The following is a 20,946-nucleotide window of genomic DNA, read 5'->3' on the forward strand; positions in this document are numbered from 1 at the left end:
CCATCGGTTCCGGCAGGCGCGAGGGGGCATTCGTGAGCATCGGTGAGATGGTCGCCGTGCTGCGGCGCCGCTGGTACGTGATGGTGCCCCTGACGGTGATCGGACTCCTCGCGGGGATGCACCTGTACCGCTCGGTGCCCGTGGCGTACCAGTCGCAGAGCTCGGTGGCACTGCTCGACTCCACGGCGGTGGCCGAACTGGCGCCGGCCTTCGGCAACCCCATCTCGAACGCGGGCGGTTCGCTGGTCGTCACCGCCGACGTGCTGATCAGGACCCTGTCCGGGGCCGACGCGGCGCGCGACCTGCAGGGCCTCGGCGTGAGCGACCCGTACACGGTCGGCTTCGCCGCGAACACCTCGGGCCCGATGCTCACGCTGACCGTCACGGGCACCGACCGGGCCAAGGTGCTCAAGGAGACCAGTACGCTCACCACCTTCGCCGGCGAGCAGCTCAACGCGCTCCAGGCGGCGGCCAAGGTGCAGCCCGCGTACTTCGTCCAGACGGCCCCCGTGGTGCTGCCGCAGACCCCGGTGCCCCAGCTCAAGAGCCGCTACCAGCAGGTGCTGGCGGTGGTGATCGCGGGCGTGACCGCCGGCTTCACCCTCTCCTTCGTGACCGAGACCCTGCTGGTGGCCCGCCGCCGCAGGCGCGAGGCGGCCGCGGCCGCGGCCGGCGCACCCAGGGCGCGCGCCCGCAGGAGGCTGCCGGGCCGCACGCCGGACGCCACCGCGCTGCTCAGCGGCTACCTGGGGCTGGCCTTCTTCATCCCCTCGAACCTGACCCTGCCGGGCATGGGCGGCGTGGGCACCCCGGCCAACGTGTTCGCCCTGCTCTGCCTGTTCTGGTACCTGGCCACCTGGCTGACCGGCCGGATCCGGCCCGCCCCGGGCACCCGGCTGCCCCGGGTCGCGATGTGGCTGCTGGCCGTCTCCGTGCTGGCCTCGTACCTCGCGGACGCCGCCCGGGGCAGCACCCACAAGGAGGTGCTCGGCGCGGACCGCGGCCTGATCGGACTGCTCGTCTGGGTGTCGATCGTGGTACTGGTCTCCGCCGGCATCCAGGACCGGGCCCGCCTCGACGTCCTGCTGCGACGGGCCGTCGTGATGGGCTCGGTGGTGGCCGCCATCGGCTACTACGACTTCTTCACCGCGACGAACATCGCCGAACACATCAGCATCCCCGGACTCCAGTCCAGCGTCGCGCAGATCACCACGCTCGACCGCGGAGCGTTCACCCGGCCGCGCTCCACCACCGCCCAGCCGCTGGAGTTCGGCGGCATGCTCGCCCTGATGCTGCCCTTCGCCGTCCAGCAGGCCTTCGACCCGGTCCGCGGCCACCTCAGCCGCTGGCGCCGCTGGGGGCCGGTGGCCCTGATGGGCGGAGCGCTGCCGCTGACCGTGTCGCGGACCTCCATCATCGGCGCGCTCATCGTGGTCCTGGTCATGGTGCCGCGCTGGAAGCCGCAGCGCCGCTGGACCGCGATCGGCCTGCTGGTGGGCTCGGTGGCCTGCTTCAAGGTCGCCGTACCCGGGCTGATCGGCACCATCACCACGCTCTTCAGTTCCTTCCTGTCGAACTCCGACAGCAGCACCCAGGCCCGAACCGTCAAGTACAGCGCGATCGTCCCCTACCTGGAGGAGCACCCGCTGTTCGGGCGGGGCCTCGGGACCTTCACGCCGGACCTCTACTTCTTCACCGACAACCAGTACATGCTCACCCTGGCGGAGATGGGCATGCTCGGCCTGCTCGCCCTCCTGGCGCTGTTCCTCACGGGGATCCACCAGGGCGGTGCCATCCGCCGCCTCGCCGCCGACGAGTCCGAACGGGAGCTGGGCCAGGCGTTCTTCGCCTCCGCCCTCGTCGCCCTCGTCAGCAGCGCCACCTTCGACGCCCTCAGCTTCCCGATGTTCGCCGGGATGTTCTTCCTGACGATCGCCGCCGGAGGCAGTCACCTCGGCTTCATCCGGCGCGGCGCGCCGCCGAAGCCCCGAACCGCGGAGTCCCCATGCCCACCCGTAGCCACCCGGACCGCTCCCGCCCGGCCGGTCCCGTAGCCGTCCTCGTCGTCACCTGGAACAGTGCCCGGGTGCTGCCCGGGTTCCTCGCCTCCCTGCCCGAGGGCATGGACGGTCTCGACTGGCGCCTGGTCGTCGCCGACAACGACTCCGCCGACGACACCGTCGACGTCGTCCGCTCGCTGGCCCCCGGGGCCACGGTCGTCCAGACCGGTCGCAACGCCGGGTACGCGGCGGGGGTGAACGCCGCGCTGGAAGCAGCCGCCGCGTGGGAGGGGGGCTTCCGCGCCGCCCTCGTGTGCAATCCGGACGTCCGGATGCGGCGGGGCTGCGCCGCACTCCTCGTCGACGCCCTCGACGCACCGCTGTCCGGCGGCCGCCGGGTCGGGATCAGCGTGCCGCTGCTGTACGAGGAGGACGGCACCCTCCAGCACTCGCTGCGCCGCGAATCGCGCGTGACGCGGGCCCTGGGGGAGGCGGTGATCGGCAACCGCAGGGCCGGGCGGTTCCCGCGCTGGAGCGAGCTGGTCACCGACGCGGCCGCGTACGAGCGGGCGACGGTCGCCGACTGGGCGACGGGCGCCCTCATGGCCCTCTCCCGGGATTGCCTGGACGCCTGCGGGGCCTGGGACGAATCCTTCTTCCTCTACTCGGAGGAGACCGAGTACTGCCTGCGCGCGGGGGACCGCGGCTTCGCCACCCGCCTCGAACCCGGCGCCCGCGCGGTGCACCTGGGGGGCGATTCCCAGGTCTCGCCCCGCCTGTGGACCCTGCTGACCCTCAACCGGGTGCGGCTCTACGGCCGTCGGCACGGGGCGGCGGCGACCGCCGCCTTCCGCGGGGCCGTACTGCTGCGGGAGACCTCGAGGGCCGCGCTCGGCAGGCCGGCGAGCCTGGCGGCGGCCCGGGCCCTGGCCAGCCCGTCCGCGCTGCGCGCCACGCCCGGTCCCTGACCGGTCCCGGGCGGAGTCCGGGCGGGCGGAGGCCTGGTCACCCGGTGGGCGTCTGCCCGTCCCAGGCGGTGTAGAAGCTCTCCGGGTTGACCAGGTAGCGGACCGTGGGCCGGGGCACGTGGCGGACCTCGTGGCGGCGCGCATAGCGCCGTACGAGCTCCCAGTCCTCGCGCGGCAGCACCTCGGGCGTGCGCCGCAGCCGGCTGAAGTACAGGGACCGGGTGCGGCGCGCCACGAAGGCGTTGGTGTCGAGGAAGGCCTCGTGGGCGGCCCGGCGGCGGTCGAACGGCACCGACAGCACGTCCCGTTCGGAGCCGTCGGGCAGGACCCGGCGCAGCGCGGTGTACACGGCCTCGGGCCCGCCGGGCGGCTCCAGCACCGCGAGGGCCTGCTCCAGGTGGTCGGGCTCCCACAGGTTGTCGTCGTCGAGGAAGGCCACGTACCGCGAGCGGGTCAGCCGTATGCCCACGTTGCGCACGACTCCGGCCGTGGCCGTGTTGCGGGCCAGCGACACCGCGAACAGCCGCGGATCCTGCGGCAGTTCACCCAGTCCCGCGCCGTCGTCCACCACGATGACCACCTGGTCGGCGACGGTCTGCGCCAGGGCCGAGCGGACCGCCGCGCGCAGTGCCCCGGGCCGCCGGTGCGTGGCGATCACGGTGGCCACCAGGGCGCTCGGCGGGCTGCCCAGGAGGGCGGAGAGCCGGGCGGTCTCGGTGTCCTCGAAGCGCCGCAGCCGCACGGCGGAGGGGGCGAGCAGGACCTTGTTCCTGGCCTCGAAGAGCACCAGCCAGCCGAAGGCCCGCTTGAGCAGCTCCCAGGGGGCCCGGGCGATGCGGCGCATGACGTCCTCTCGATTCGATGGTCGGGGGCGCGGTGTTCAGGGGGTGGGCTCGGGGACCACGGGCCGGCCGTCGGCCGTGCGGTTGCCGCGCCACACGTTCCCGGCGCCGCCCGCGTTCCAGGCGGCGACCAGCCCGTAGGCGCCGGCGTTCGGGTGGTACTCGGCGGAGAACACGTTGTCCGTGACCTGGATGCCGGTCGCGCCCGGGCCTCCGCCGTACAGCGCGTACGCCCCGCCGGCCAGCCAGTTGGCGTCCACGACCACCGAGGACACGTTGCCGGTGTCCGCGAAGAGCCCGATGGCGGCGCTGGCACCCTGGTGCACGGCCACGGGGTTCAGGAGGGTGTTGTGGCGGATGGTGAGGCGGCCCTTGTTGCCGCCGCCGCTGATGACGGCATCGGTGTGCTGCCATTCGCCGCCCTGGTTGCGGAACGGGACGATGTCGTGCACGTAGTTGTCGTGGATCTCGCCCTGGCCCATCGAGAGGGCGTTGCCGAACACGGAGATGTCGCACCAGCCGACCTCGATCGAGCTGCCGCCCATGTTGGAGACCGCGTAGTCGACGCCCCCGTTGTCGGGGCCCTTGCCGGGTACGGCGGTGATGGTGGTGTGCAGGACGCGCAGTCCGCTGAAGCCGGGGCGGAGGTTGATCCCCCACCAGTTCGTGGACGTGATGCGGCTGTCGATGACGGTGACGTCGTTGGCGTAGACGTCGAGGGAACCGCGGATGTCCCAGCCCTTGATGACCATGCCGTCGGTCTTCACGGACATGTCGCCCGTGTCGTGCCGCTCCAGCGCGATCCGGGGGCCGGTGGTGCGGGAGTCGGGGAATCCGCAGTCACCGGGCGAGGAGCAGGGGCCCCCGGGCCCCGGGCTCGTACCCGTACCGGGCGACGGCGTGCCGGAGGCCGGCGCCGATGCGGACGGGCTCGGGCTGCCGGACGCGGACGGGTCCGCGGAGGGCGGCGCGGAGGAGGGCGCGGGCCCGGCCGGGGGAGTGGCACCGGGGCACCGGAGCGCGCTGTCCGGGCAGGGCGCGGCCGAGGGCTCGCCCACCCCGGTCCGGTCGGCGTCGTAGAGCGCCAGGACGAGGGCCAGTACGAGCCCGGTCAGCAGCCAGGCCACGAGGCGCCTGCGGTCGCGTGCCACGGCGGCTACCCCCGCGCCGGGGCCGAGCCGCGCAGGAAGCCGCGGCTCGGCAGGACGCAGACGACGTAGCAGAGGGTGCCCGCGGCCCCGGTGGCGAGGAGCGCGAGGACCCCGCCGCCCAGGAGCCGCTCCAGGCCGAGGACCACACCGGCCATCACGGCGCCGCCCAGGAACGGCCAGGCGCAGGCCCGCGCGACGGTCCCCAGGGTCACCCCGCCGCGGTGCAGCGCGAAGAGGAACACCGGCACGACGACGGCGCCGGCGACCAGGACGTGCCCCTGGGCCACCCCCACGATCCCGCCCGCACCGGCGCCGACCACCAGGGCCGGGACGAGGATGACGAGCCAGAGGCCCTGCACGCCGATGAGGGAGCGGCGCCGGCCGATGGCCACCAGGCAGTCGTACGCCAGCTCACAGCCGATCCGTACGAGCCCCAGGGCCATCAGCCAGGGCAGCGCGGCGGCCGCGGGCAGCCAGCGGTCCCCGTAGACGAGCCCGACGATCGGTGAGGCCAGGGCGGCCAGCAGGACGCACAGCGGGACGGTGCCCGTCATCACCACGCCCAGGGCGCGGCCGAACCCTCCGGCCAGCGCCCCCGGGGAATCGGCCAGCCGGGAGAACCCGGCGAAGGAGACGCGGCGGGCGGCTTCGGAGATGATCCGCACGGGCCAGCCGGAGATGTTGAAGGCGAGCACGTAGAAGCCGAGGGCCAGCTGGTCCAGGGCGGAACCCACCACCATCGTGTCCACGTTGACCACGCCGAGGGCGAGCATGCTGGCCCCGGCGAGCGGGAGCCCGAAGCGGAGCAGTGCCTTCGCCTGCTCCCGGTCCCAGCCGAACCTCAGGGTGCCGGGAGCGGCGAGGCAGCATCCGAGGAGCGCGGCCGCGTTGCCGGCGACGGAGCCCCAGGCGAAGCTCATCGCGCCCCACCCCTGGACGGCCAGCAGCAGGGTCACCCCGGTGCTGAGGACGAAGTTGACGGCGTCGATCGCCATCCGCCTGCCCTGCGCGAACTCACGGGTGAGGAACCCGGCGGGCACCTGCGACAGACCGTCGAGGACCACGCACACGCACATCACCCGCAGGATCCCGGCCGCCTCGGGGGAGCCGAGCACCCGCGCCACGGCGGGAGCCGCCGCGAACAGGACGGCGTACAGCAGGCAGCTGGAGGCGGCGCTCAGGGTGAGGACGGTCGGGGCGAAGCGGCGCGGATCGCCCTCCCAGCGCACGATGGCGAGGGAGACGCCGAGTTCGTTCGCGGAGAGCAGCACCAGCAGCACCGTTTGGGCGATCCCGTACACGCCCCAGGCCTCGGGGCCGAGGAAGAAGCGGGCGAGGATGATGCCGGTGACGAAGTTGCCGAGGCGCATGACCACGGTGTTGACCAGGCTCCACCGGGCCGCGGAGCCGACCTTGCGCCCCAGCGAGGCCGCCTCGGGCGTGGACTCGGCCGGAGCCCGGACACCGGCGTCGGTCCCGGTCACGGCGAGGCCCCCGCGGAAGCGGGGGTGTTACGGGGTTCGCCCGCCCCGGACGCGGCGGCCCCGGGCACCCCGTCGGCCCCGCCGGTCCCGGTGCTCTCGGCCGGCGCGGGCCGGTGCCGCCCCGGCTTGTCCGGCCTGCGGCGCCGCGCCTCCACGAAGAAGGTGGCCACCAGGCTCAGTACGAAGCCCAGCGCCCCCGCCATGATCAGGTACTGGAGCCGGGTCTTGGTCTGCGCCTCGGGCTTCTGGGGCGGGACGATCGTGGCCATGCGGATCATGGCCTCGGGAGTCACCGCCTGCTGGGCCTGGAACTCCGTCAGACGCTTCTCGGCGTAGGCGGTGAAGACCTGGTCCGACTTCAGGACGGCGGCCGGATCGGTTCCGGTGACGCTCAGCCACATGAAGGGTCCCTGGGCGTTGTCGGCGATCTTCGCCTCGTACGTCCCGGTGACGCCCTTGGACTTGAGGTCGGCCCTCGAGTCGTCGGAGTTCAGGTTGCGGGCCAGGCCGTCGGCCATGCCGGTGAGCGAGGCCTGGGTGCTCAGGAAGGGATTGCCGTCGAAGGCCACCGTGGCCTTCTTCGAGTTCAGGAGCGTCACGGTGCTCTGCGACCGGTACTCCACCGGTACGAGCACGTACACGCCCGCGATGAGCGCGGCCGTGAGCAGCAGTCCGGGCAGCAGCACGTACCAGCGCCTGCGCATGACCCGCCAGATCTCCGCGAGATCCATGGTCTTCCCCCTCGCGGCGGCGCCGTGTCGTCCACGCGCCGCCGCTCTCTTCCTGTGCGGATTACGGTTCTTGCTCTTCTCGGGTGGTGCGGTGGTGCGTCGTCGCCGGAGTTACGGGGCGAGGTCGGTGGGCCGCAGCCGCGTCCCCGCCGCCGCGCCCTCCAGCAGGACCTGAGCGATGCGCTCGCTCGCGCGGCCGTCCCAGAGTTCGGGGCAGCGCGGAGCCGGCGGATCGTCCAGGACCCGGCCGACCACCGCGGTGACGCGCTCAGGGTCGGTCCCGGCGAGGACGTTGGTGCCCTCCTCGACCGTGATGGGCCGCTCGGTGTTCTCGCGCAGGGTCACGCAGGGCACGCCCAGCGCCGTGGTCTCCTCCTGGACGCCGCCCGAGTCGGTCAGCACCACGCGTGCGGCGTCCTGGAGCGCGATGAAGTCCAGGTACCCGGCGGCCGGAACCGTCCGGATCCCGCCGGGGACTCCGATCTCCTCCAGCCGCCGTGCGGCCCGCGGGTGCACGGGCAGCAGCAGCGGGCAGCGGCCGGCGATCTCGCCCAGCGCCTTGAGCAGGCCGCGCAGGGCCCCGGGATCGTCCACGTTGGCCGGCCGGTGCAGGGTGACCAGGCCGTACCCGCCACGGGTGAGCCCGTACCGGTCCAGGACGTCCGAGGCCCTGGCCCGGTCCAGATTGGCCAGCAGGGTGTCGATCATGACGTTGCCGACGACGTGGATCTGGTCCTCCCGGTACCCCTCCGCCCGCAGGTTCGCGGCCGCGTCGGGGGAAGGGGCCAGCAGGTAGTCGCTGACGCGGTCGGTGGCGACCCGGTTGACCTCCTCGGGCATGCCCCAGTCCCGGCTGCGCAGGCCCGCCTCCACGTGGGCCAGCAGCGGGCCGGCCTTCGCGGTGACCAGGGCGCAGGCCAGCGTGGAGTTGATGTCCCCGACCACCACCACGGCGTCCGGGGCCAGTTCCTCCAGCAGCGGCTCGAAGGCCGCCATCACCCGGCCGGTCTGCTGGGCGTGCGTGCCGGATCCGGCGCCCAGGTAACGGTCGGGCGGACGGATGCCCAGATCGCGGAAGAAGACGTCGTTCATGGACTCGTCGTAGTGCTGCCCGGTGTGGACGAGGACCACTTCGGCGCCGCGGCGCTCCAGTGCGTCCATCACCGGTTTGATCTTCATGTAGTTGGGCCGTGCACCGGCCACGCAGATGATCCTGGGCATGGGGTCAGAGCACCTCCACGGTGGGTCCGGAGAGCCGGTTGCGGCAGTCGAGCACGAACGAGGCGTGCTCGGTGACCATGGCGTAGTCGAAGGCGTCGTGGTCGGTGAGCAGGACGACCACATCGGCCGCCGCCAGCTCCTTGCGGGTCGGTTCGACCCGCACGAGGCGGGAGTCGACCTTGAGGCCCTCCACCACGTGGGGGTCGGCCGCGCGCACCCTGGCGCCCATGTCCAGGAGCAGCTGGGAGACGCGCACCGCGGGCGATTCGCGGGCGTCGCCGGTGTTCTTCTTGTACGCCAGCCCCAGCAGCAGGATCTTCGAGCCGTTGACGGAGCGGCGCTTGGTGTTCAGCGCGTCCATGACGCGGCGCGCCACGTACTCGGGCATGTGGCTGTTGATGTCGTTGGCCAGCTCGACGAAGCGGAAGCTCTGGCCGAGCTCGCGCTGGACGCGCCAGGACAGGTAGGAGGGGTCGATCGGCAGGCAGTGGCCGCCGACCCCGGGGCCCGGGGTGAACTTCATGAAGCCGAAGGGCTTGCTGGAGGCCGCCTCGATCGCCTGCCACACGTCGATGTCGAGGTGACGGGCGAACATCGCTATCTCGTTGACCAGCGCGATGTTCACGTGCCGGAAGGTGTTCTCCAGCAGCTTCGCGAGCTCGGCCTCCTTGGGCGAGCTCACCGGCACCGTCTTGTCGACGAGGTCCGCGTAGAAGGCCTCGACGGCCTTCAGCGAGCGGGCGTCCACTCCGGAGACGACCTTGGGCGTCTGCTGGAAGCCCCAGACGGTGTTGCCGGGGTCGATGCGCTCGGGGCTGTAGCCGAGGTGGAAGTCGGCCCCGGCGGTGAGGCCCGAGCCGTCCTCCAGGATGGGGCCGAACAGTTCCTCGGTGGTGCCGGGGTAGGTGGTGGACTCGAGGACCACGGTCGCGCCCGGCCGCAGGAAGCGGGCCAGCGTGTGCGCCGACTCCTCGATGTAGCGCAGGTCGGGGGCACCGTCCTGTAAAGGGGTCGGCACGGTGACGACCGCGACGTCGAAGCCGCCGCAGTCGCGGGCGAGTTCGGTGGCCTGGTACGAGCCCCGCTCCAGCGCCCGGCTCAGCCGTTCGGAGGAGACGTCCTCCACGTACGACTCGCCGGCGGTGAGGCTCTTGACCCGCCGGGCGTCCACGTCGTACCCGATCACTTGGTGTCCGACCTCGGCGGCCCTGATGGCCAGAGGGAGGCCGACGTATCCCTGTCCCACGACGACGACGCGCATCAGTGACTCCTGTTCGCGGAACCGGCAGACGATGTGGCGGGCGGCAGTGCCGACGGCGTGCGGCGGATGAGCTCGCGCACCGTCATGAGGAGGAAGGCGGTGTTGGTGGTGAGGTAGCGCTTTCCGAGGCGGCGCGGCTCCTGGAGGGCGCGGTAGAACCATTCGAGTCCCAGGCGCTGCCAGACCGCGGGGGCCCGCTTGGTGATGCCGGCCAGGATGTCGAAGGAGCCGCCGACGCCGTGCACGACGTGGGCGCCGGTACGTTCGCCGTAGCCGGCCGTGAAGATCTCCTTCTTGGGCGAGGTCATGCCGAGGAAGAGCAGGTGGGCCCCGCTCTCCGCGATGGCGTCGGCGATCGCCGGCTGTTCGGCGTCGTCGAAGTAGCCGTTGCGGCTGCCGGCCACGCGCAGCGCCGGGAAGCGCTCCGCGATCCGGCCGAGCATCAGCTCCAGTACGTCCTGTCGGGCGCCGAGCAGGTAGACGGGTACGCCGGCCGTCTCGGCGGCCGCGAGCAGCCGCATGAACAGGTCGATTCCCGCGACCCGTTCGGGCAGCCGGACCCCGAGGACCCGGCCGGCCCACACCACGGCCTGGCCGTCGGCCAGGACGAGGTCGCAGCCGGAGACCGCCGCCGCGAGGCGGGGATCGCGCCGCATGTTGACCAGCTTGGCGGCGTTGACCATGCCGATCTCGACCTGTTCGCCGCGCTTCACCGCGTCGAGGCAGCGCTGCACCGTCTCGTCCATGGTCAGGGCGTCGAGCGTGACCCCGAAGAGGGTCTGGCGGGTGGGCCGGCTCCGCCGGTCCTGCCGGTTCCGTGGTCGGGTCATCTCTCCTGCCCCCCGAGCCACGCGTGGAGCAGCCAGCCGAACTCGTACGGCCTGCACTCGCGGTCGATCACGTCGGGGCGGAAGACCCGGTCGAGCGGGGCCAGCCGGGCCTGCGGGGCCACCTTGGTGGTGAGCCCGCGGGCGGCGCGGACGGCCTTGGCGGGGTCGCCGCGGTAGACCTTGCGCCAGGTCACCCCGTACTTCTCGACGATCATGGGTTCGCGCGGGGTGCCGTCGGGCCCACTGATCTCGGGCACGTCCGTCATCCAGCGCAGCCCCCGGCGGATGGCGCCGCCGAAGTCGGTGCCGCCCGCCTCGGCGAGGTCGAACAGCGCGGTCGGCGCCATGGCGTGCTGGTGCACGCTGTAGACGGGGTAGCCCTCCACGACGCCGCCCGTGCGGGCGTCGTAGTGCCACCACCACTGTCCGCCGTCCCCCTGGAGCTCGCAGATCCGGGCGGCACAGGCGTCCGCGGCCGCGAGTGCCTGCGGGTCGGGGCCGCTCGCGTGCAGCCGGGCCAGCGCCTGCAGCGGATAGGTCTGGTCGGCGAAGCAGGCCACGTGAGAGCGGTATCCGGGGACCAGCCCCGGGCCGGTGGCGTGCGGGAACAGCGGGCTGCCGGCCTCCTTGGCCGCCAGCAGCCGGTCACGGGCGACCGTCAGCCGGTCCTCCACGTCCAGTGCGGTACGGGCCGCGGCGAGGGCGGAGAGCACCCAGGCCGCCTCGACCGTGTACTGCGGCCGTCCGGGGACGTCCAGTACGGCCACCCGCTCGAGGGCGTCGGCCAGTTTCGGGTGGCCGGTCTCGGCGGCCGCCCAGGCGATGAGCGCCGCGTCTCCGAGGTTCGTCACCGACGGCAGCCGTTCCACCAGCAGGCCGGCGTACTCCTCGACGCTGTGGCCGCCGAACAGGGCGCGCTGCCGGTCCTCGGGCAGGAACCGCGCCCCCAGCGCGGTGATGGCCGCGTACCGGGTGCTGGTTCCCCGTGCCTCCATGCGGCGGACGCCGTCGGAGGTGACCGTGCCGGCCCGGGTGAACACGAAGGTGTCGGCGCCCGGAAGGTACATCTCGGGCAGTCCCGCCTCGGCCAGCGCGAGCAGCCGCTCGGCGAGCGCGTGCAGCGACGGGTCCTCGTGGGCCAGAGCTTCTAATCGTGCTGCTCGTGTTGCGGTCACCGGGTCCCCACCCCGGCTTCCCGTGTGCTGCGCGCACTTCGCATGTCCGAGCTGTTCGGCTCCAACACACCTACCCCCTCTGAATCGCTCCTAGGACAGACCCGGCGGCCGTCGTTCGGTGGAGGGGTACGCGCATGACGGCGCACGTGCCGGCGGTGTGATTCCCCCCGATGGCACGAACCGTCCGAGGCCGCCCACTGGATCCCCCCAGCGATGCCCCGGACCGGAGCACGCGCGAACGGCGGCGCCGGGCGGGCGCGCTGCGCGCCGTCCGGTCGTCACTTGGTCCGCGATGCCCTCGTCGTGTACAACCCCCCACTGAACAAAGCCTGTTGCCTGCTCAGATCCCGTGTACAGGGACAAGGTATGCCCAAGGATGTTCGTTGATTGCGGTTTTGCGGAAATGCCACTGACCTAAATTGCCGACGTGCCGTCAGTTCCGCTTGTCGGGTGTTTCGGCCAGCGTTCCGTCCTTCTCCTCGTGCAGCGCGCCGGTGCGCGGGCACTCCCACACGCCGGGCTCGCCCGCGCGCTCCACCAGGCGGACTCCGGCCCGCCCCACCCAGCCGATGCGGCGCGCCGGTACCCCTGCGACCAGTGCGAAGTCCGGTACGTCCCGGGACACGACGGCGCCGGCCGCGACCAGCGCCCACCGTCCGATCCGCACCCCGGCCACGCACACCGACCGGGCCCCCAGCGAGGCCCCCTCGGCCACCACGACACCGGCGGCCTCCCAGTCCCCGCCGCGCTTCTGCTTGCCGTCCGGGTCGACGGCCCGTGGGTAGAAATCGTTGGTGAGGACGGCGGCCGGGCCGATGAACACCCCGTCGCCGAGTACGGCGGGCTCGTAGACGAGCGCGTAGTTCTGGAGCTTGACGCTGTCGCCGATCCGTACGCCGGGTCCGACGTACGCCCCCCGCCCGACGATGCAGTCGCGCCCGAGCCGCGCGTCCTCCCGGACCTGCGCCAGATCCCAGATCGTGGTCCCGTCCCCGAGCTCGGCGCTCTCGTCGACCTGGGAGGAGGGTTGGATGCGGACACTCACGAAGCGGTCCCCTTACGTTTCGAGGTACTGCCGTACGACGTACGGAGGGAGCATATGCACGCTCCGCCCAGCCCACCCAGGAGTTCAACCGACTGTTCACGCAGCGGACTTGGCGTCCTCAGGAGCCGCCGGGGCGGTGGACGGAGAGGGTGCCGTACGCCGACAGGGCGGCGGCCGGGTCGCCCCCGCCGTCACGCAGGGTGGCGTCGAGGAAGGCGAGGCTGGCGGCGGCGGTGAGGCGCGGGCCCTGCGTGCGGTCCAGGGAGCCGACGAGCGAGGGGAGGGGCGGCAGGTACAGCGGGGCGTCGGTGAAGGCGAGATGGGCGGTCCCGGGCACCGTGAGGCGGTAGGCCGTGGCACCGCTGAGGCCGAGCACACGGGTGAGGCGGGGGAGGTAGTCCGGGTCGGTGTCCGGGCCGATGGCCTGCGTGAGCGCGAGCGCCGGCTGGCGGAAGGGCCGTGGGGAGGGGTCGTGCGGGAAGCCGTCCAGGTCGATGACGGCGGCGAACCCCGGGTCCTGGTGGGCGGCTTGGAGGGCCGCGCCGCCGCCGAGCGAGTGGCCGGCCGCCGCGACGCGGGCGGTGTCGAGGCGCCCGGTGAGCGGGCCGGCGATCCCACCGCTGTCGATGCGGCCCAACTGGGCTCGTACGAAGCTCAGATCGGCGGCACGGACGGCGGTCCAGCCGGCCGCCCGCCTCTCGTCCTCGGCGTCGTCCCCCGTCGCGGAGACCTCCGTACGGATCGTGCGGCCGTCGCCGAGCACGACCGCGGCCGAGTCGTAGGGGTGGTCGAGGCCGACGACCACGTAGCCGTGGCTGGCCAACTCCTCCGCCCAGAAGGTGTTCTGGGTGCGCACACCACCCAGGCCGGGGGAGAACAGCACGACCGGGAACCGGTCTCCGGCGTCGGCGACGGGCAGGCCGTACGCCGCATGCGTACGGGCACCGGGGAGGGCGTCCAGCAGGAACCGGGGAAGGCCGGCGTAGTCCGCGAGGGCGTCGCAGACCGTGCGCGCCTCGGCCTCCGTACGTCCGAGGTAGGGGGCGCGGCCCGTGCCCGCCGGGGGCTTTTGCGCGGGATACCAGAACTGGGCGACGACCGTACGCCGGTCCTCGGGCGCCGGGGTGGCGGTCTCGGGCCGGTCCGGGTCGGTCAGCTCCAGGACACCGGTGCCGACGGCGAACCGGCCCGTCGGCTCGGGGAACACCGGGGTGGGCACGGCCCACGACGCCACCGGACCCGCGGCGATCAACGCGAGGCACACCGCCGTACCGGGCAGCGCCAGCCACCACGGAGCCCTGCGCCCCGTGCGCCGCAGGAGCGGCCCCACGGCGAACGGCAGCGCGAGGGCCGCACCGAGCAGCACCGGCACCATCTGTCAGCGCAGCCCGATCACGCCGAGCACGGCCCCGGACAGTACGGCGGCGGCCGCCGCGGCGAGGGTGACCGGACGCCGGGGGCGGGGCGCGAGCCACCGCGCCGACACCAGCACGACGGCACTCAGGACGAGAAGGAGTTCGCCGAGGGACAACTGCACGTGCGCGTTCATCGCATTCACGTCGTCATGGTCCGGGGCCCACCGCGGCCGGGGCGTCCCCCTCGGGGCTGGTGGACCGTGCGACCTGAGTCGCACCCGGGCGGGTGCGTCGCCGTGGTCGACGGGGAGTCAGGGTGAGGTGTCCGCGGCGGATAGGGTGCCCCGAGGCCGGCTTGAGGGGGGATCGCGTTGGAACGGCGGAAGCTGATCGGGATCGGAATCGGCATCGGGGCGGGGCTGGTGGTACTGCCCGCCTGGTGGGCCCTGAACCGGGCGACGGACGAGCCCGGGGGGAACTGGCGCACCGACACCGCGCCACTGGAACAGGCCTTCCCGCTGCTGGGTCCGCTCACCGACGCCAAGTGGGTGAGCAGCCGGGACGGCGACGACCGGGGCCTGCCGTCGCCGGAGTTGGTGATCTCGGGCCTCGCCCGGCTGGCACCGGGGAAACTCGCCGAGCTCACGGCGGCCCACCCCTTCGTCTCCGAGGCGCCCTCCGGCGACTTCTCCTCGTGGTTCGAGAAGCCGCTGGGGGGCCAGGGGCCGCAGGATCCGCAGTGGATCCGGTCGCGCGAGCTCGACCGGGACGGCCCCGGCGGCTCCACCAGCCTGTGGTTCGACCGTCGCAGCGACACCGTCCGCTTCTGGGCCCGCAACCCGTACGGCCAGTAGGGCGCGCATCGGCCGGACCGGAGGGCGGGTGCGGACTCGCCGGCCGGCTCCGCTCGGATCTGCGCCACTCGGCCCCCGACCTGCTGCGCTGGCACATGCCGAGGATCGCCCCCGAGGGGCTGCTGCGCCCGGGCCTGACCCTCACCCCGGCCCGGTACGACCGGGCCGACGAGCCCGGTGCCCGCCGCCACCCGCACCCCCACCCCGATCCGCGGTTCCGCCTCGACCTGCACCGCCACCTCCGGGACGCCGACGAGGGCGATCCGCTCCCGGCGGTGCCGGGGCCGCGCAGGGCCGACCGGTGGACCGGGCGGCCGAGGGGGCACGCGGCGCGCACCCCGATCGTCTACAGTGCCGGGCACCGTCCACGGACCTGTGGCCGGTCGCCGGTCGGGTGTCCTCCTCGGCTCCCGTCCTCTCACCGCACGGGAGTTGTCCCCCATGGCCCCCTTCCCTCTCCCGCTCGCGGCCGTGGCGCAGGGGCTCAGCCCCCAGGCCGTCAACCTGCTGGACGCGGGTTCCCTCCTCGCCGCCTTCGGGACGCTCGGCATCGCCGTCGTCATGTTCGCCGAGACGGGCCTGCTCATCGGCTTCTTCCTGCCCGGGGACTCGCTCCTCTTCACTGCCGGGCTGTTCTGCGTACCGGGCGCGCACGGCCCCGTGCACCTCTCGCTGCCCCTCGTCCTGTGCTCGGCGTCGGCCGGGGCCCTGCTCGGGGCCCAGGTCGGCTACCTCATCGGACGGCGCGGCGGGCGGGCCCTGCTGGCGCGCAGCCGCAGCCGCAAGCTCCACGAGGGCGCCGAGCGGGCCGAAGAACTCCTCGAACGGTACGGGCACGCCAAGGCGATCGTGCTCGCCCGCTTCGTCCCGATCGTGCGCACCGTGCTGAACCCGCTGGCCGGAGCACTCGACGTACCCGCCCGTGTCTTCGCCTTCTGGCAGATCGCGGGCGGGCTCGTGTGGACCGTCGGTCTCGTCCTCGCCGGATACGCGCTCGGCACCTCCGTACCCGACGTCGACCGCTACCTGCTGCCGATCGTCGCCCTCATCGCCCTCGTCTCCCTCACCCCCCTGGCCGTCGAGATGATCCGCAGGCGGGGCAGCCGTACCCCGAACGAAGGCTCGCGTTGATCCGTTGGGCGCTGGCCGCAGGGCTGTGCGCCGCCCTGTTCGCCCTGCTGACCGCCCTGGTCGCGGCCCGGCACGGCGCCCCGTTCGTCCTCGACGAGGAATGGCACCGGTGGGCGGTCCGGCACCGCCCCGCGGTCGCCGTCGCCCTCGCGCGGGGGATCACGGCGACGGGCAGCGGACCCGTACCGTACGGGCTCGCCGTCGCCGCCGGGCTCATCGCGGGCCGCGGGTGGCGCGGCCGGGCGGCGGCGGCCGCGGGGGCGCTCGGCTTCCTGCTGCTCGCCCAGGCCGTGCGCTACGCCGTCATGTACGCCGTGGCGCGACCGCGTCCGCCCGTGGCCGACTGGGCCGCGCTCGCGACCGGTTTCGCCTACCCCTCCGGGCACGCCGCCACCTCGGCAGTGGTCGCCGGGCTGCTGGCATGGGCCGCATGGCGTACGGCGGCCCCGACGGCCGCCCGCCTCTACGGGGCCCTGGCGGCCTGCTGGGCGGTGACCGTGGGCCTGACCCGGATCTACCTGGGCGTGCACTGGCCCACGGACGTCCTCGGGGGCTGGCTCTACGCCCTGACGTGGCTGACGGCGGCGGGAGCCGTGGCCGTGGCCGTCGCTCCGGAAAGTGATGTGCGGATCCGACACGCGCTTTGACAGGCTGGTGCCATGAACGACCATCATGCAACCCCGTCAGGCCGGTCCGGCCCGCCCGGCGCGGCCACCGCGTCCCTCACCACCGCGCTCACCGCGGACCTCCTGCGCGGCGCGCTCGAGCTGGAGCGCACCGAGCACGGCCTGCTCCCGCACCGGCTCCCCGCGTGGGCCCGCGCGCAGTACGCCGACGGGCAACTGGCGATGGCGGAGGCCCAGCCCTCCGGTGTACGACTGGTGTTCCGCACCCGGGCCACCGTCGTCGAGCTCGACGCGCTGCGCACCAGGACGGCCTACGTGGGCGCCCCGCCCCGCCCCGACGGCGTGTACGACCTGCTCGTCGACGGGCGCCTCGCCGCGCAGGCGGGGGTGGGCGGCGGCAACGTCCGTACGGTCGACATGACCACCGGATCCGTGGAGTTCCGCAGCGGCCCGGCCGGCACCGTCCGGTTCGGCGGTCTGCCCGACCGCCCGAAGGACGTCGAGATCTGGCTGCCGTACAACGAGCTCACCGAGCTCGTCGCACTGCGCACCGACGCCCCCGTCGAGCCCGTGCCGCCGGGCGGCCGCAGGGTCTGGCTGCACCACGGCAGCTCGGTCAGCCACGGCTCGGACGCCGCCAGTCCTTCCACGACCTGGCCGGCGCTGGCCGCCTCGGCCGGCGGCGTCGACCTGGTCAACCTCGGCTTCGGCGGCAGCGCACTGCTCGACCCGTTCGTCGCCCGGGCCATGCGGGACACCCCGGCGGACCTGGTCAGCGTCAAGTTCGGCATCAACCTCGTCAACCACGACCTGATGCGGCTGCGCGCGTTCACCCCGGCCGTGCACGGGTTCCTCGACACGATCCGCGAGGGGCATCCGAGCGCGCCCCTGCTGGTCGTCTCGTCCGTCCTGTGCCCGATCCACGAGGACACCCCCGGCCCCACGGCCCCGGACTTCAGCACCCTCGGCGAGGGCAGGCTCCGGTTCCGCGCGGCGGGCGATCCGGCGGAACGCGCCGCCGGAAAGCTGACGCTGAACGTCATCCGCGAGGAGCTGGCGCGCATCGTGAAGCAGCGGTCCGCCGAGGACCCGAACCTCCACTACCTGGACGGTCGCGAGCTCTACGGCGAGGCGGACTTCGCCGAACTGCCGCTCCCCGACGATCTCCACCCGGACGCCGCCACCCACCGGCGCATGGGCAGCCGCTTCGCGGAGCGCGCCTTCGCCCCCACCGGCCCCTTCAGCGACCCGGGCGCACGGCACCAGCGCACGGCACCGTGACGGCCGGGAAAATGTGTCGAACGTGGAGTCGACCTCTGAGAAGGTCCTGAGTGTCCCGGAACCGCTGCGGAAGGAACCCCGTGCCGCGTGCTGTCACATTGATTCGCTCTGCCTCCCTGTCCGATGTCGCGGAGTACGCCTACGCGGCCACGGCCCCGGCCGAGTCGCGGCTGATCTTCCTGGCCGGAGCGTGTCCTCTGAATGAGGACGGCTCCACTGCGGCGATCGGCGACGTCGCGGGGCAGGCGGCCAGGGCCGTGGAGAACATGCGGACCGCTCTGACGGACTCGGGCGCGTCACTCCGCGATGTCATCAGCACCCGTGTCCTCGTTGCCTCGCACCGGCGGGAGGACCTGGTGACGGCCTGGGGGGTTGTCCGGGACGCGTTCGGTGACCACGACGTGCCCAGCACATTGGCGGGTGTCACCGTGCTCGGCTATGACGGTCAGCTCGTGGAGATCGAAGCCGTCGCCGCCGTGCTCGATTCCTGAGCCGACCGGCCATCCCTGCCGAGGCGCCAAAGCCCGGAGGCCGGCCGCCACATGCCCCCCGCCCCGGGCAGCCGTCCGGTCCGGACGGCTGCCCGGGGCCTGTCGTCAGGGGGAGGGGCTGACCTGGACCGTGGTCAGGGCGCCGCCCGAGGCCTCCTTCACCACCGCGATCCGCGTTCCGGTGTCCGGCACCTTCACGCCCACCTGCGGCAGGTCGGCGCTCCAATAGGTGCCGCGGTGGTCGTCGAAGACGGGGACCCCCGGCCGGGACGGGATCAGCGCCGGCACACCGGCCTTGTGCAGGACGATCTCGTCGCTCGCACGTGTGGAGAACGTCGCGTCGAAGGTCTGCGCCCGTGCGTTCAGCAGCGTGCCGTCCGCGTTGCGCAGCGGCTCCGGCCGGGCGTCGACGGGCAGGAGCAGGCCGGAGCCCGGGTGCGCCTTCGTGGTGTTGTCGCTGTACGCCGTGTCCCAGAGCCAGATCAGCACGCCCTGCTGGTACGGGTAGAACTCCACCGTGTCGTTCCCGGCACCGAAGTTGTACGGCCCGCTCTTGAGGTAGGCGCCGTAGCCGGTGTAGCGCCGGTTTTCGACGAAGTACGCCCGCGGGTGCTCCGCCGAGCCCGTACGGCCCTGTGTACGGGACCACTTGAGTGCGGTCCAGCCGTTCGCGCCCGCCTCCGCGCCGTCGTGCAGCAGCTCCCGGTCGCCCGCCGTGATGCGCACGGCGTCGAAGGTGACGCCCTTGCCGTGCGTGTTGCCGTCCGAGGTCACCCGCAGCCGCAGCTGGACGGAGCTTCCGGCGAACCGGTGCAGCGGCACGCTGAGTTCGGCCCAGCCGGCCGAGGTTCCCGAGATCCCCTTCGCCGGGATCGCCGAGCCGGCGACCGTCCCGGGCAGGGGGGACCACGCGGTGCCGCCGTCCGTCGAGGCCTCGACGGTCAGGAAGTCGAAGTCCTGTTCGATGTCGTACCAGACGCGCGCGTCCAGCCGGGCGGGCTGCCCCGCCGCCGCGGTCAGGTCGACGGTGCGGGTCAGGGTGTTGTCCATGAGATCACCGGTGCCGCTCCACCACTGGCTGGCGCCCTCGTACGGATCGGTCAGATCCGTACGCGTCACCGACGGCGGCAGGTGTACCAGCAGGGCCTGTGGATCCTCGGTGTTGTAGCCGGAGACCCCGAGCACGGCACGCGTCTTGCGGCCCGCGTCGGCCTCCGTGTACTCCAGCCAGCCCAGTTGCAGCTTGCTCCAGGGATCGAGGTCGCCGGGGTAGTCCCCGGTGGTGTTCCGCCCCTTGCCCAGGTAGGAGGCCGTGGACATCAGCGACCAGAAGTTCACGCTGTTGTCCCCGTCGGAGCTGTACAGGTCGGGCAGCCCGAGGTCGTGCCCGAACTCGTGGGCGAACAGCCCGACTCCGCTGTTCTCGCCGCCGGTCAGGTAGTCGCCGGCCCAGATGCCGGAGTCACCGACCGGGACACCGCCCGCCTTGTTGCCCGCGGGCCCCGCGCTGCCGGCCTGGTCCCAGTACGCGAACCAGCGGTGCGCCCACACGGCGTCCTTGCCCTGATCGCCGCCGCCCCAGGTCTGGTCCTTGCCCGCGTGGACGACGACGAGATGGTCGAGGTAGCCGTCCGGCTCGTCGAAGTTGCCGTCGTGGTCGGCGTCGTAGCGGTCCCACACGTCGTACTCGGCCAGCTGGGCCTTGATCTCCTCCGGCGTACGGCCCTTGGCGCGCTCCGTGTGGTACCAGGCGTTGGTGGCGTCCCGCACGAGGTCCCAGTTGGTGCGGCACTGGCCGGGCTCGGAGCAGTTGTCCGTCCCGTACCGGGCCTCGTTCCACGGCAGCCGCACCCAGTCGCTGACCTGGCCGTCCATGTCGTAGCGGCCCGAGGACTGCAGGCGGTAGTAGTTGCGGAGGGTGGCGGCTCCGGTGCCGGTGCCGAAGAACTGCTGCTGGTAGTAGGCCTGGTCGAAGTCCTTGCGCCACAGGGTGTGGTTGTCGGTCTTCGCCGGCTTGGCGATGGTGTCGTGGCGGGGGCCGGGCGTGCCGCCGAAGCGCGGCTTGCCCTCGAACTCCGTGGTGTTGTCCACCTGGTCGCCGAACTCGGCCAGGATGACGAAGACCTTGTCCTTGCGTTCCTGCGCCAGTTCGACGTACCGCTTGCCGACCGCGGCCTTGCGGGGCAGCGTGCCGTCGGCCTCGGCCGCGGTGGTGCCGGCGGCGACTCCTTCGAGGGCCTGGCGGCGCAGGCTCTGGCGCTGGACCTCCAGCGGCGCGGACGGCGGGGCGGGGGAGAGCTCGGGGGCCTGCTGCGCCGCCGCGGGGGGCGGGGCGGCGGGTGCGGCGAGCGCGGGGGTGGCGAGGAGGGCGAGGGATATCGCCGCTACCACCGCTGGGAGTCTGCGCAACGTGAGCGACCTTTCGGGGAGTTGGGTCGGAGCGCAGGTAATATTTCACATGTCACAGGTGACGGCTAGAGTCCTGTCCGCACACATGGGT

Annotated in this window: 19 protein-coding genes; 7 read left to right on the forward strand and 12 right to left on the reverse strand. The window is 73.1% G+C overall.

What is annotated here, in order from left to right; translation table 11 throughout:
- Positions 1-32: 32 nt before the first annotated feature.
- Together ACFY1T_RS30680 and ACFY1T_RS30685 are read left to right on the forward strand one after the other, a co-directional pair.
- Positions 33-2,054: an O-antigen ligase family protein gene (locus tag ACFY1T_RS30680; protein WP_390791049.1), complete on the forward strand. Its 2,022-nt coding sequence runs from the start codon at positions 33-35 to the stop codon at positions 2,052-2,054.
- The gene (locus ACFY1T_RS30685) at positions 2,006-2,968 is read left to right on the forward strand and encodes a glycosyltransferase (RefSeq protein WP_390791050.1); all 963 of its coding nucleotides are present in this window, start codon (positions 2,006-2,008) and stop codon (positions 2,966-2,968) included. Before ACFY1T_RS30680 ends, ACFY1T_RS30685 begins: the two co-directional genes overlap by 49 nt.
- 37 nt (positions 2,969-3,005) lie before the next feature.
- Here ACFY1T_RS30685 and ACFY1T_RS30690 read toward each other — a convergent pair whose 3' ends face one another.
- From ACFY1T_RS30690 to ACFY1T_RS30740, 11 genes are all read right to left on the reverse strand, one after another.
- Complete coding sequence (locus ACFY1T_RS30690) at positions 3,006-3,812, reverse strand: glycosyltransferase family 2 protein (protein ID WP_390791051.1); 807 nt, start codon at positions 3,810-3,812, stop codon at positions 3,006-3,008.
- Between the two features lie 36 nt (positions 3,813-3,848).
- Positions 3,849-4,961: a hypothetical protein gene (locus ACFY1T_RS30695; protein WP_390791052.1), complete on the reverse strand. Its 1,113-nt coding sequence runs from the start codon at positions 4,959-4,961 to the stop codon at positions 3,849-3,851.
- A gap of 5 nt (positions 4,962-4,966) precedes the next feature.
- Positions 4,967-6,445, reverse strand: coding sequence for an oligosaccharide flippase family protein (locus ACFY1T_RS30700; RefSeq protein ID WP_390791053.1), 1,479 nt, complete (start codon positions 6,443-6,445; stop codon positions 4,967-4,969).
- Positions 6,442-7,176 (reverse strand): chain length determinant protein, encoded by a 735-nt coding sequence (locus tag ACFY1T_RS30705; protein ID WP_390791054.1) that lies wholly within the window; start codon positions 7,174-7,176, stop codon positions 6,442-6,444. The genes ACFY1T_RS30700 and ACFY1T_RS30705 overlap by 4 nt, the downstream gene beginning before the upstream one ends.
- A 111-nt stretch (positions 7,177-7,287) precedes the next feature.
- Positions 7,288-8,397 (reverse strand): non-hydrolyzing UDP-N-acetylglucosamine 2-epimerase, encoded by a 1,110-nt coding sequence (gene wecB, locus ACFY1T_RS30710; protein WP_390791055.1) that lies wholly within the window; start codon positions 8,395-8,397, stop codon positions 7,288-7,290.
- Between the two features lie 4 nt (positions 8,398-8,401).
- Positions 8,402-9,658, reverse strand: a complete 1,257-nt coding sequence (locus tag ACFY1T_RS30715; RefSeq protein WP_390791056.1) for a nucleotide sugar dehydrogenase — start codon at positions 9,656-9,658, stop codon at positions 8,402-8,404.
- On the reverse strand, positions 9,658-10,488 hold the full coding sequence (locus ACFY1T_RS30720) for a WecB/TagA/CpsF family glycosyltransferase (RefSeq protein ID WP_390791057.1): 831 nt from the start codon (positions 10,486-10,488) through the stop codon (positions 9,658-9,660). Before ACFY1T_RS30720 ends, ACFY1T_RS30715 begins: the two co-directional genes overlap by 1 nt.
- A complete protein-coding gene (locus ACFY1T_RS30725) occupies positions 10,485-11,663 on the reverse strand; it encodes a hypothetical protein (protein WP_390791058.1) in 1,179 nt (392 codons plus the stop codon). Before ACFY1T_RS30725 ends, ACFY1T_RS30720 begins: the two co-directional genes overlap by 4 nt.
- Positions 11,664-12,096: 433 nt before the next feature.
- The gene (locus tag ACFY1T_RS30730) at positions 12,097-12,708 is read right to left on the reverse strand and encodes an acyltransferase (RefSeq protein ID WP_390791059.1); all 612 of its coding nucleotides are present in this window, start codon (positions 12,706-12,708) and stop codon (positions 12,097-12,099) included.
- 118 nt (positions 12,709-12,826) lie between these two features.
- Positions 12,827-14,083 carry an alpha/beta hydrolase family protein gene (locus ACFY1T_RS30735; protein ID WP_390791060.1) on the reverse strand — a complete coding sequence of 419 codons (1,257 nt, stop codon included), beginning with the start codon at positions 14,081-14,083 and terminating at the stop codon, positions 12,827-12,829.
- 3 nt (positions 14,084-14,086) lie between these two features.
- A complete protein-coding gene (locus ACFY1T_RS30740) occupies positions 14,087-14,266 on the reverse strand; it encodes a hypothetical protein (protein WP_390791061.1) in 180 nt (59 codons plus the stop codon).
- Between the two features lie 168 nt (positions 14,267-14,434).
- Here ACFY1T_RS30740 and ACFY1T_RS30745 point away from each other — a divergent pair, with 168 nt between their 5' ends.
- The 5 genes from ACFY1T_RS30745 (at position 14,435) to ACFY1T_RS30765 (ending at position 18,446) form a co-directional block, all read left to right on the forward strand.
- Complete coding sequence (locus ACFY1T_RS30745) at positions 14,435-14,917, forward strand: hypothetical protein (protein WP_390791062.1); 483 nt, start codon at positions 14,435-14,437, stop codon at positions 14,915-14,917.
- A gap of 441 nt (positions 14,918-15,358) precedes the next feature.
- Positions 15,359-16,048: a DedA family protein gene (locus ACFY1T_RS30750; protein WP_390791063.1), complete on the forward strand. Its 690-nt coding sequence runs from the start codon at positions 15,359-15,361 to the stop codon at positions 16,046-16,048.
- On the forward strand, positions 16,045-16,695 hold the full coding sequence (locus ACFY1T_RS30755) for a phosphatase PAP2 family protein (protein WP_390791064.1): 651 nt from the start codon (positions 16,045-16,047) through the stop codon (positions 16,693-16,695). Before ACFY1T_RS30750 ends, ACFY1T_RS30755 begins: the two co-directional genes overlap by 4 nt.
- A gap of 12 nt (positions 16,696-16,707) precedes the next feature.
- Complete coding sequence (locus ACFY1T_RS30760) at positions 16,708-17,955, forward strand: GDSL-type esterase/lipase family protein (protein ID WP_390791065.1); 1,248 nt, start codon at positions 16,708-16,710, stop codon at positions 17,953-17,955.
- An 80-nt stretch (positions 17,956-18,035) separates the two neighbouring features.
- Positions 18,036-18,446 carry a RidA family protein gene (locus ACFY1T_RS30765; RefSeq protein WP_390791066.1) on the forward strand — a complete coding sequence of 137 codons (411 nt, stop codon included), beginning with the start codon at positions 18,036-18,038 and terminating at the stop codon, positions 18,444-18,446.
- 105 nt (positions 18,447-18,551) lie between these two features.
- Here the strand turns inward: ACFY1T_RS30765 and ACFY1T_RS30770 are convergent, their stop codons facing one another.
- Positions 18,552-20,837 (reverse strand): immune inhibitor A domain-containing protein, encoded by a 2,286-nt coding sequence (locus tag ACFY1T_RS30770; RefSeq protein WP_390791067.1) that lies wholly within the window; start codon positions 20,835-20,837, stop codon positions 18,552-18,554.
- Positions 20,838-20,946: the final 109 nt, after the last annotated feature.

It is taken from the genome of Streptomyces sp. NPDC001194, assembly GCF_042896985.1.
Lineage (GTDB): Bacteria > Actinomycetota > Actinomycetes > Streptomycetales > Streptomycetaceae > Streptomyces.

What these genes read in the sequence shown, in the direction of transcription:
- ACFY1T_RS30685 (WP_390791050.1), top strand. Translation starts at nt 2,006, where the DNA reads ATGCCCACCCGTAGCCACCCGGACCGCTCCCGCCCGGCCGGTCCCGTA.
- ACFY1T_RS30690 (WP_390791051.1), bottom strand. Translation starts at nt 3,812, where the DNA reads ATGCGCCGCATCGCCCGGGCCCCCTGGGAGCTGCTCAAGCGGGCCTTC.
- ACFY1T_RS30705 (WP_390791054.1), bottom strand. Translation starts at nt 7,176, where the DNA reads ATGGATCTCGCGGAGATCTGGCGGGTCATGCGCAGGCGCTGGTACGTG.
- wecB (WP_390791055.1), bottom strand. Translation starts at nt 8,397, where the DNA reads ATGCCCAGGATCATCTGCGTGGCCGGTGCACGGCCCAACTACATGAAG.
- ACFY1T_RS30715 (WP_390791056.1), bottom strand. Translation starts at nt 9,658, where the DNA reads ATGCGCGTCGTCGTCGTGGGACAGGGATACGTCGGCCTCCCTCTGGCC.
- ACFY1T_RS30720 (WP_390791057.1), bottom strand. Translation starts at nt 10,488, where the DNA reads ATGACCCGACCACGGAACCGGCAGGACCGGCGGAGCCGGCCCACCCGC.
- ACFY1T_RS30735 (WP_390791060.1), bottom strand. Translation starts at nt 14,083, where the DNA reads ATGGTGCCGGTGCTGCTCGGTGCGGCCCTCGCGCTGCCGTTCGCCGTG.
- ACFY1T_RS30750 (WP_390791063.1), top strand. Translation starts at nt 15,359, where the DNA reads ATGGCCCCCTTCCCTCTCCCGCTCGCGGCCGTGGCGCAGGGGCTCAGC.
- ACFY1T_RS30760 (WP_390791065.1), top strand. Translation starts at nt 16,708, where the DNA reads ATGAACGACCATCATGCAACCCCGTCAGGCCGGTCCGGCCCGCCCGGC.